Source organism: Bradyrhizobium sp., from assembly GCF_049581145.1.
Taxonomy (GTDB): Bacteria; Pseudomonadota; Alphaproteobacteria; order Rhizobiales; family Xanthobacteraceae; genus Bradyrhizobium.
The window spans coordinates 1-10,107 of record NZ_JBAURI010001188.1 but is presented as its reverse complement, the minus strand read 5'-3'; the positions used below and the strand labels follow the sequence as shown (position 1 = coordinate 10,107).

Sequence of the window (10,107 nt, the reverse complement as noted above, 5' to 3'; positions counted from 1 at the left end):
CCCGCGAGGGCCGCGCCTCCTGGGAAAGCGACGTGCTGGCGCGGATCCGGCACGCCGCGACCTACGCCGCCAATGGCAGCAGGGACAGCGGCACGGTGCGGATCGGCTTCACCGTCGATCGCAACGGACGGCTGGTCTCCCGCAGGCTTGCCGGCAGCTCGGGCTCGGCGGCGCTAGACAGCGCCGCGATGTCGGTGATCGAGCGCGCCCAGCCCTTCCCGCATTTTCCCGCCGGCATGACCCAGGCCCAGATCGCGCTGACGGTTCCGCTGCACCTGCATCCGCAGTGAGAGCCGCGCGCCGCTCGGATTGCTGCTGCGATCGGAGTGGCCGCAAACCGCTGTAATTGGCCTGCTTTCCACCACCGGGAAAATGTCCCTGGTGACGCAGGATAAATCCCGGTTGCGACGAGCGCGTCACCACACTAGCACTGTTACAATGTGAAGCAGTGTCGGTCGACCGTGTTGTTGCCGTTCGAGTCCCAGGGGCATGGGCTGCCACGAACGGCAAAGGTCGAAGTCAGTGGGGGCTAACTTGACCAAGCTCGGAGCGCTGAAGCGCGCGTTGCTGTTGACATGCGCCGTGCTGCCTGGGGTCGCTTCGGCGCAGGAAGCCTTGCCCACCGTCGAGGTCGTGGGCGTCTCTCCGGTGGCGGGAAGCGAGATCGACAGCGACAAGGTGCCGTCGAACGTCCAATCGATCACGGCTGCGGACCTCGATCACGCGAAGTCGCCGGACCTGCTCGATTCGATCTTCCGGTCGGTGCCCGGCGCCTATCTGAGCGATCAGTCCGGCAACCAGTTTCAGCGCAATCTCGATTACCGAGGCTTCACGGCCTCGCCGGTGCCGGGGACACCGCAGAGCATCGCGGTCTACCAGAACGGCACCCGCATCAACGAGGCGTTCGGCGATATCGTCAACTGGGATTTCATTCCGGAAATGGCGATCGCCCGCATGACCATGATGCCGAACAATCCGGTGTTCGGGCTCAACGCCATCGGCGGCGCGCTGTCGATCGACATGAAGAACGGGTTCAACTATCACGGCACCGAGGCGGAGCTTATGGGCGGCTCCTATGGCCGCGTCACCTCGGCCGCGCAGGCCGGGTACCAGAATGGCAATTATTCCGCCTATGTCGCGGCGGATGCCACCAACGATTCAGGCTGGCGCGACTTCTCGTCATCCTCGCAGCTGCGCCGGATGTATGTCGATCTCGGCGCGAAAGGTGATGACACCGAGTTTCACGTCTCCTTCACGGGGGCGGACAATCATCTGGGCGCGGTGGCGGCGACCCCGCTGCAGCTGCTCAATCAGCGCTGGACCTCCGTCTACACCTGGCCGCAGGACACCCATCTGCAGCTCGCCTTCCTGCAGGCCAGCGCCACCTGGAAGCCGACCGATTCGTTTTCGCTCGCGGCCAACGCCTATTATCGCGGGTTCTGGCAGTCCCACAACGACGGCAACGGCACCGACGCGCAGCCCTGCAATGACCCGACCCTGCTCTGTATCGGCGACGGCATGACCCCGATCAATGCGAGCGGTCCGGTGACCAATACGATCTCACCGAACGCCTTCCTGGGCGAGATCGACCGCAACCAGACTGCGACCAACAGCTATGGCGGCACGCTGCAGGGCACCAGCACGACGCAGCTGTTCGATCACGACAATCATCTCGTCGCGGGCGTCAGCGTCGATCACGGCCACACCCACTTCACCGGCAGCTCGGAGCTCGGCACCGTCGACCAGAACCTGTTCGTGCAGGGAACCGGGGTCTTCATCGACCAGCCCGCCGACGATATCCAGCCGCCCAATCTTCTGGCGACCAACACCTATCTCGGCATCTATGCGACCGACACATTCGACGTGACATCGCAGCTCTCGGTCACGGCGGGCGGGCGCTACAATCTCGCGCAGATCCAGCTGCAGGACGAGTCCGGGCTGAACCCCTTGCTCGACGGCAACGACCAGTACACCCGGTTCAATCCGGTGATCGGCATGACCTACAAGGTCACGCCGAACCTGACGGCCTATGCAGGCTATTCGGAAGCCAACCGCGCGCCAACGCCACTCGAGCTCGGCTGCGCCAGTCCGACCACGCCGTGCCAGATCGACAATTTCCTGATCGCCGATCCGCCGCTCAAGCAGGTGGTGTCGCACACCTATGAGGCCGGGTTGCGCGGCAGCGCTACGTTCGGCGGCGCGGCACCGCTGGTGACCAAGGAAAAAGGTACAGTCGCAGCCGACAGCAAGGCCGGACAGCTGAGCTGGAGCCTCGGCGTGTTCCGGACTGAGAACACCGACGACATCATCAACATCGCCAGCACCGCGGTGCCGATGTTCGGCTACTTCCAGAACGCCGGCGAGACCTTGCGCCAGGGCATCGAGGCGAAGATCAACTACCAGCAGGATCGCTGGACCGTCTACGCCAACTACACCTATGTCGATGCCACCTATCAGAGCTACCTGACCCTGCAGTCGCCGAACAACCCGTTCGCCGATCCGGCCACCGGCACCATCAGCGTGGCGCCGGGCGACCATATCCCGGCGATTCCGGCCAACCGCTTCAAGGCCGGCGCCGAATACCAGATCACGGACGCCTGGAAGCTCGGCGCCGACCTCAATGTCGTCGGCAGCCAGTATCTGATCCACGACGATGCCAACCAGAACCCGATGGTGCCGGCCTATTGGGTCGTCAACATGCACACCTCCTACCAGCTCACCAGGAACATCGAGCTGTTCGGACTGGTGCAGAATCTGTTCAACCAGCATTATTATTCCGCCGGCACCTTCGCCAGCGTCGCAGGCTTGACCGGCAACGGCAATCCGACCGTCAACCTCGCGACGCTGAACGACCCGCGCACCTTCCTGCCGGGAATGCCGCTTGCGATCTATGGCGGCATCAAGGTCAAATTCGACCCCAGCGATCCCCAGGCCCAGGGGTCCTTCAACATGGCGAGCCTGCCGGTCAAGGCGCCGGTCGCAGCGGCGGTCGACCGCTGGACCGGAGCCTATGCCGGAGGCAATGCCGGCTGGCTCGGCTCGACACATAATTCGATCAGCAATTCGGGCACGGATGACGGAACGGGCGGCCTCGGCACAGCGTTGGCAACCGGCGCGATCCCGACCTCGGTCGGACTGGGCACGAGTGGCGCCCTGCTCGGCGGCACGACCGGCTACAATTGGCGTCTCAACCCGATGTGGGTGGCCGGTATCGAAACCGACTTCGACGCAGGGCTGACCAAGAAGAGCACGACCATAGGTCCGGTGACGATCCCGGGATTTGCGCCGCAGACCACAACGTTCACGCGCGATCTCGACTGGCTTGGCACCTTCCGCGGCCGCGTCGGCGTCACGCCGACCAGCCCCTTGCTGGTCTATGCGACCGCCGGCCTGGCCTATGGCGAGACCAAGCTCGGCAGCAATTATATCTGCCCGCAATGTTCCCCCGCGCCGATTCCCCCACCCACCACCTCGAACACCTCGTTCGGCTGGACCGCGGGCGCCGGTGTCGAATGGGCGTTCGCGCCGCAGTGGAGCGCCAAGGCCGAATACCTCTATGTCGACCTCGGCAGCATCAACAACTTCATCTCGTACGGCTACAATTTCGCCAATGGCGGCAATTCCAGCACCATGACGAGCACGGCCCGCGAGACGGAAAACATCGTGCGGTTCGGCGTGAACTACAAGATCACTGCCGGCCTTTGAACGCCGGCCGAGGAGCGGGTTGGGAGTAGGCATGGGTTCGCTAGAGCCCAGCCCAATCATCCCTTCTTTGCGGAACGATGGATGTTTCGCTTGTGCTCGCAATGACGGGATTTGGCGTTGCGCCTGAGTCAAAGTTCGTAGGTGGGCAAAGCCTGGGCGGAGCGAAGACGCAAGCGTGCCGACCAATCTCGATCAACGACGCCGGTCGACGGTGGACACGGCGCCTTGGCCCACCCCTGCGCCGCCGGCTACTCCGCAGCCTTCTTCATCCGGGCGTCGCGCTCTTTCATCAGCTTGTCGAGCTCGTCGTTCTGCTCGCTGATGCGCTCAGCGATCCGCTCTTCGCTCTGTTCGCCCGAAGCGGCGGCGCCCTGTTCGACCAGCTGCCTGAGATTGTCGCGCAGGATCGCGATCCGATCGTTGAGTTCCGACAGTGACAGCGAGCTTTCATTGCTCATGGTGCATCCTCAAAGAAATTGCGGTGGGGTGGGCAAAGCGAAGCGTGCCCACCAAATAAATCGCCCGCGATCCAGACCATGGTGGACGCGGCGCAAGGGCGCCTTGGTCCACCCTACAAACCTATCACACTTTTACTTCGCGGGCTCCAGCACGGAGACGTAGTTCGCGACGGCGGCGCCACCCATGTTGAAGATGCCGCCGAGCTTGGGACCGGCGAGCTGCATGCCTTCCGGCGCCTGACCCAGCAGTTGCATCGCCGTCATCACGTGCATGGAGACGCCGGTCGCGCCGATCGGATGGCCCTTGGCCTTGAGGCCGCCGGAGGGATTGACCGGCAGCTTGCCGTCCTTCTGCGTCCAGCCTTCCTTGATCGCGCGTGCGCCCTGCCCCTTCGGCGTCAGCCCCATCGCTTCATATTCGATCAGCTCGGCGACCGTGAAGCAGTCATGGGTTTCGACAAAGGAGAGATCGGACAGCGTCACGCCGGCCTGTTGCAGCGCGCGCTGCCAGGCCACCGTGCAGCCCTCGAACTGCAGGATGTCGCGCTTGGACATCGGCAGGAAATCCTGCGCGTGCGCGGTGGCGCGGATATTGACCGCCTTGCCCATTGTCTTGGCGGTCTCGGCATCGGTCAAGACCAGCGCGGCCGCGCCGTCCGACACCAGCGAACAGTCGGTGCGCTTCAGGGGTCCCGCGACATAGGGGTTCTTCTCGCTCTCGGAGCGGCAGAACTCGTAGCCGAAATCCTTGCGCAGCTGCGCGAAGGGATTGGCGACGCCGTTCTTGTGGTTCTTGGCCGCGATCATTGCCAGCGCATCGGACTGGTCGCCATATTTCTGGAAATATCCTTGCGCGATCTTGCCGAACACGCCGGCAAAGCCGCCGACCGTGTCGCCGTCCTCGGGCAGATAGGACGCCTTCAACAGGTTGCGGCCGATCTCGGCCGACGGCGTCCGCGTCATCTGCTCGACGCCGACCACCAAAACGATCTTGGCCGCGCCGCAGGCGATCGCCCGGATGCCCTGATGCACCGCCGCCGAACCGGTGGCACAGGCATTCTCAACCCGGGTCGCCGGCTTGAAGCGCAGCGCCGGATCGGCCTGCAGCACCAGCGAGGCGGTGAAATCCTGCGGCGAGAAACCGGCGTTGAAATGCCCGAGCACGATTTCGTCGACGTCGGAGGCGGCAATGCCGGCATCCGCCAGCGCCTCGTTGGCGACGCGGACCACGAGGCTTTCCACGGTCTCGGTATCGAACTTGCCGAACGGCGTGTGCGCCCATCCGACGATGCTGGTTGTCATGGCTGGTCTCCTGCAGGTAACGCGTTAGTCAACGAACTTACCACCCAATTCGTCCTCGATGTGAATCCGGATGATGTCGTCGAACGTGCTTTCCGCCGTGGTGAAGCCGAGCTGGCGCGCCCGTTTGGCCTCGAAATTGCGCGGCCAGCCGGCGACGATGCCCATGATGAACGGATCCGGCTCGCGCTTGATCCTCGCTGCGACCTGGTCGCCCGCAACCCGCTTCAGCGCGGCGATCTGCTCGCCCACGGTTGCGGACAGCCCGGGCATGGTCAGGTTGCGGCGGGCGCCGCAGGCGGCGAGGTCCATGGTTCCCGCATGCAGCAGGAAGCCGACCGCCGAGCGCGGCGTGGCATGCCAGTGCCGGACCTCCTCCGAGACCGGCAGGATCACCTCCTTGCCGGCCAGCGGCTCGCGCAGGATATTGGAGAAGAAGCCGGACGCCGCCTTGTTGGGCAATCCGGGCCGGATGCAGATCGTCGGCAGCCGGATGCCGATGCCATCGAGGAAGCCGCGGCGGGAATAGTCGGCCAACAGCAGTTCGTCGATCGCCTTCTGGGTGCCATAGCTGAGCAGCGGGGTGTGGAAGAACTCGTCGCCGATCGCGTCGGGGAACGGCGCGCCGAACACCGCGATCGAGGAGGTGAAGACGAGCCGCGGCTTGTAGCCGCCGCCCGCTGTGCGAATGGCATCGAGCAGCATCCGGGTGCCATCGAGATTGATGCGGTAGCCCTTGTCGAAATCGAGCTCCGCCTCGCCCGACACGATCGCGGCGAGATGAAAGATCACGTCCGGGCGGCCCGCGATCAGCCTGTCCGCGGCGCCTGCGACCGCGAAATCGCCGGCCACGATCTCGACCGGGAAGCCGGCCTTCTCAGGGCTCGCCGGCGCCACCACGTCGTGCAGCGTCAACCGGCTGATCTCGCCGGTGCCGAGCCGGCCGTCCTTCAGAAGCCGCTCAACCAATTTACGGCCGACCATGCCGGCCGCGCCCAGAACCAATACGTGCAAGAGTCGACTCCTTGTTGTCTTTACGCGAGCTCGCGCTTTTGATGGCGCATCATCTGATCGGAAAAGCGGCATTCACCCGCTGTGCAGCGGGGCAGCCCCGTTCAAATCCTGCACTATTCCTTCACGGCTCCGGTCATCGCCGACACATAATGCTCGACGAAGAAGGCGTAAAGGATCACGAGCGGCAGCGAGCCGACCAACGCGCCGGCCATCAGCGACCCCCATTTGTAGATATCGCCATCGACGAACTCGTTGACGATCGCAACCGGCACGGTCTTGTTCGGCGTCGATTGCAGGAAGGTGAGCGCGTAGATGAACTCGTTCCAGCACAGCGTGAAGGAGAAGATGAAGGCCGAGATCAGCCCGGGAATCGCCAGCGGCACCACGATCTTGACCAGGATCTGCCAGCGCGAGGCGCCATCGATCAGCGCGCATTCCTCGAGCTCATAGGGAATGGTCTTGAAATATCCCATCAACAGCCAGGTCGAGAACGGGATCAGCAGGGTCGGATAGACCAGGATGAGCGACAGCGGCGAATCGAACAGGCCGTAGGCCTGGATCACGGAGGCGAGCGGAATGAACAGGATCGACGGCGGCACCAGATAGGCAAAGAAGATCAGGATGCCGACGGTGTCCGCGCCCCGAAACCGCAGGCGGACGATGGCGTAGGCCGCCAGTACGCTGGCGATGATCGACAGCGTAGTAGCGCCCACCGCCACATACATCGTGTTCCAGAGCCAGCGCGGATATTGCGTCTCGAACAGCAGCTTGCTGATGTGCTTGAAGGTCGGATGGACCACCCAGAACGGGTTGAACTTGTCCATGTCGATCAGCTGCTCGTCCGGCTTGATCGAGGTCAGCGCCATCCAGTAGAACGGGAACAGGAGCACGACCAGGATGATGAACAGCGGCAGATACAGCGTCACGAGGCGTCGCGGCAGCGACTCCAGATAGCTCATGCCCTCGCTGTCGTCGCTCGCGGTCGCAGCCGGGATCTTGGTCTGCAGGGCGGAATCAGTCATTGGCGGCTCCTTGCTGCCATTTCCGGCGCTGCATGCCGAACCAGGAAATCGCGATCGCGGCCACCAGGAACGGGATCATCGCAGTGGCAATCGCGGCGCCCTCCCCGAGCCGGCCCGAGATGATGCCGCGCTGGTAGCTCAAGGTCGCCATCAGATGCGTGGCGTTGACCGGACCGCCGCGCGTCAGCGCCCAGATCAGCTGGAAGTCGGTGAAGGTGAACAGCACCGAGAAGGTCATCACGACGGCGATGATCGGCGTCAGCAGCGGATAGGTGATGAAGCGGAAGCGCTGCCAGCTGGTGGCGCCGTCGAGCGTCGCGGCCTCGTACAGCGAGGGTGACACCGTCTGCAACCCCGCCAAAAGCGTGATCGCGACGAACGGCACGCCGCGCCAGACATTGGCGAAGATCACGCTGCCGCGCGCCATATTGGCGTCGCCGAGGAAGTCGATGTTGTGGCTGATCAGGCCGAGCTTGATCAGCGACCATGAGATGATGGAGAACTGCGCGTCGTAGATCCACCAGAACGCGATCGCCGACAGCACGGTCGGCACGATGAAGGGAATCAGCACGACCGAGCGGATGATGGCCTTGAACGGCATGTGCCGGTTCAACAGCAGCGCGAGATAGAGGCCGACCGCGAACTTGATGGCGCTGGCGATGATCGTATAGAGCAGCGTGTTGAACACCGCGAGCCAGAAGATCGAATCGTCCCACAGCCACTCGTAATTCTCCAGGCCGACGAAGATGCCGGTGCGGCCGATCCGCTCGTCGGTAAAGCTCATCCAGACGCCGAGGCCGAGCGGATAGGCCAGGAACAGGATCAGGAACGCCGCGGCGGGCAGCATGAACCAGAGCGCCACCCAGTTGCGGTTGGTGCGCAGCCGCAACCACGGCGACGGCGTGTCAGCGACGGCTGTGGCGACAGGCATCGATGTCTGAATCGTACTCATTCCGCTCCCAACTCCACCCTCTTGTCTTCTGTTGCCTTTTGTCTGCGAACTGCGGGGACGACGCCCGGTTGACGGCTTGCGGTACGCCAGGCGTCGTCCCGATCTCGAGGCAGGCGCGGCGATCCGCGCCTGCAGTCTAGGCCCGGAAGATGCGCTTGGCGGAGCGCTCCGCCGAGGCCATCGCCGTTTTCACGTCTTCGCGGCCGGTGCAGTAATTGGCGAACATGTCGACCACCACGAAATCGGCAATCGCCGCGGCCGCATCCTCGCCCATCTTGCCGATGCCGGCCGGCGTCTGCGCCGTCTCGGCCACGTCGCGATACGGCGTGTTCTTGGGATCGGAGGTCCAGATCGGGTTGTTCTTGTAGCCGAGCAGGAACGGCGACAGATAGCCCTGTGCGGCGGTGACCCAGGGATCGAACTGCGCCGGTTCCATCATGAAGGCGGTGAACGCCTTGCAGGTCTGCGGAAACTTGGTGAAGCTGTAGACCAGGATCGGAAAACCGAGATGCAATTCACGGGTCTTGCCATCCAATCCCGGCGGCAGATGCGCGTGATTGATGTCGGCGGCCATCTGCGGATTGTCGGTCCTGGCCGTGACATAGATCGAAATGCCGTTGACCGTCAGATAGAGCTGACCGGCCAGGAACGCCTTGTTGTTCGAACTGTCGTTCCACGACGCGGTGCCCGGCACGAAATTGTCGTAGAGTCCCTTGACGTAGTCCAGCGCCTTGGCGGTCTCCGGCGAGTTGATGACGACCTTGTTATCCTTGTCGATGAGATTGCCGCCATGCGCCCACAACGCCCAATGCAGCCAGCCGTTGGCATCGCCGGAGGCGTGTCCGAGCGCCATGCCGGCCGGTGTACCGTTCTTGTTCATGCCCTTGATCAGGTCAGCGAAGCCGGCGAGATCCTTCGGAAACTCCTTGTGGCCAGCCTTCTCGGCCGCCGACATCCGGTAGTTCACGAGACCACCGGTGGCGGCCACGGGAACGCCGATCCATTTGCCGTCCAGCTTGCCATAGGCTTCGCCCGACGGCGCCCAGCCGCCGCACTTCTTGCCGAGATAGTCGGCAACGTCGCTCATGTCGGTGCACTTGCTCGGAAACAGGAACGGCAGCGAATAGAGGCCCCACACCATGTCGAGGCCCTGCCCGGTATTGGCGGCGACCGACGCCTTGGGCTGGATGTCGTCGTAGGATTCGTTCGAGACGTTGATGGTGACGTTGTTGGCTTTCTGGAAGGCGTCGACGATCTTCATGAAAGCGACGTCCTCGGCCTCGACGAAGCGCTTCCAGCGCAGCAGATTGACCTTGGCGCCCGCCTCGGGTTTCCACTGCGCGGTCTGCGCCCAGGCCTTGGCATAGCCCAGCAGTTCGTCGGCCGACATGGTTGCGGCCGCCGCCAGTAATGTAGCGCCGCCCTTGAGCACCGAACGGCGGTCGATCGTGAAATCAATCATCTCAACTCTTCTCCCTTTTTGCCGGCCGTTCATCGGCCAATTGCTTCTTTCAATAATTCAAAGTCGCTTACCGGTCGTCTCGTCGAACAGATGGACCAGAGACGGGTCCGGCTTCAGCCGGACCCTGTCGCCCGGATTGAACTGATGTCGTTCGCGGAACACGGCGACGACCTGCTCGCCGCCGAGCTTGGCGAA

General features: G+C 63.6%; 9 protein-coding genes. 2 read left to right on the top strand and 7 right to left on the bottom strand.

The window, feature by feature from the left end:
- Both WCB02_RS37785 and WCB02_RS37780 read left to right on the top strand, forming a co-directional pair.
- The coding region (locus tag WCB02_RS37785) for an energy transducer TonB family protein (protein ID WP_423967093.1) at nt 1-290 on the top strand (290 nt) is incomplete at its 5' end.
- Between the two features lie 244 nt (nt 291-534).
- Complete coding sequence (locus WCB02_RS37780) at nt 535-3,705, top strand: TonB-dependent receptor domain-containing protein (protein ID WP_423967091.1); 3,171 nt, start codon at nt 535-537, stop codon at nt 3,703-3,705.
- A 248-nt stretch (nt 3,706-3,953) separates the two neighbouring features.
- On the opposite strand, the gene WCB02_RS37775 is transcribed toward WCB02_RS37780, so the two are convergent.
- The 7 genes from WCB02_RS37775 to WCB02_RS37745 form a co-directional block, all read right to left on the bottom strand.
- On the bottom strand, nt 3,954-4,163 hold the full coding sequence (locus WCB02_RS37775) for a hypothetical protein (RefSeq protein ID WP_423967089.1): 210 nt from the start codon (nt 4,161-4,163) through the stop codon (nt 3,954-3,956).
- Between the two features lie 132 nt (nt 4,164-4,295).
- Complete coding sequence (locus tag WCB02_RS37770) at nt 4,296-5,465, bottom strand: acetyl-CoA acetyltransferase (RefSeq protein ID WP_423967087.1); 1,170 nt, start codon at nt 5,463-5,465, stop codon at nt 4,296-4,298.
- A 24-nt stretch (nt 5,466-5,489) separates the two neighbouring features.
- On the bottom strand, nt 5,490-6,476 hold the full coding sequence (gene denD, locus WCB02_RS37765; protein ID WP_423967084.1) for a D-erythronate dehydrogenase: 987 nt from the start codon (nt 6,474-6,476) through the stop codon (nt 5,490-5,492).
- A 113-nt stretch (nt 6,477-6,589) separates the two neighbouring features.
- A complete protein-coding gene (locus WCB02_RS37760) occupies nt 6,590-7,498 on the bottom strand; it encodes a carbohydrate ABC transporter permease (RefSeq protein ID WP_423967081.1) in 909 nt (302 codons plus the stop codon).
- The gene (locus tag WCB02_RS37755; protein ID WP_423967079.1) at nt 7,491-8,450 is read right to left on the bottom strand and encodes a carbohydrate ABC transporter permease; all 960 of its coding nucleotides are present in this window, start codon (nt 8,448-8,450) and stop codon (nt 7,491-7,493) included. The genes WCB02_RS37760 and WCB02_RS37755 overlap by 8 nt, the downstream gene beginning before the upstream one ends.
- A 136-nt stretch (nt 8,451-8,586) precedes the next feature.
- Nucleotides 8,587-9,912: an ABC transporter substrate-binding protein gene (locus WCB02_RS37750; RefSeq protein ID WP_423967077.1), complete on the bottom strand. Its 1,326-nt coding sequence runs from the start codon at nt 9,910-9,912 to the stop codon at nt 8,587-8,589.
- A 57-nt stretch (nt 9,913-9,969) separates the two neighbouring features.
- Nucleotides 9,970-10,107, bottom strand: a 138-nt coding sequence (locus WCB02_RS37745) for a TOBE domain-containing protein (RefSeq protein ID WP_423967095.1), incomplete at its 5' end; no start/stop codon positions are given.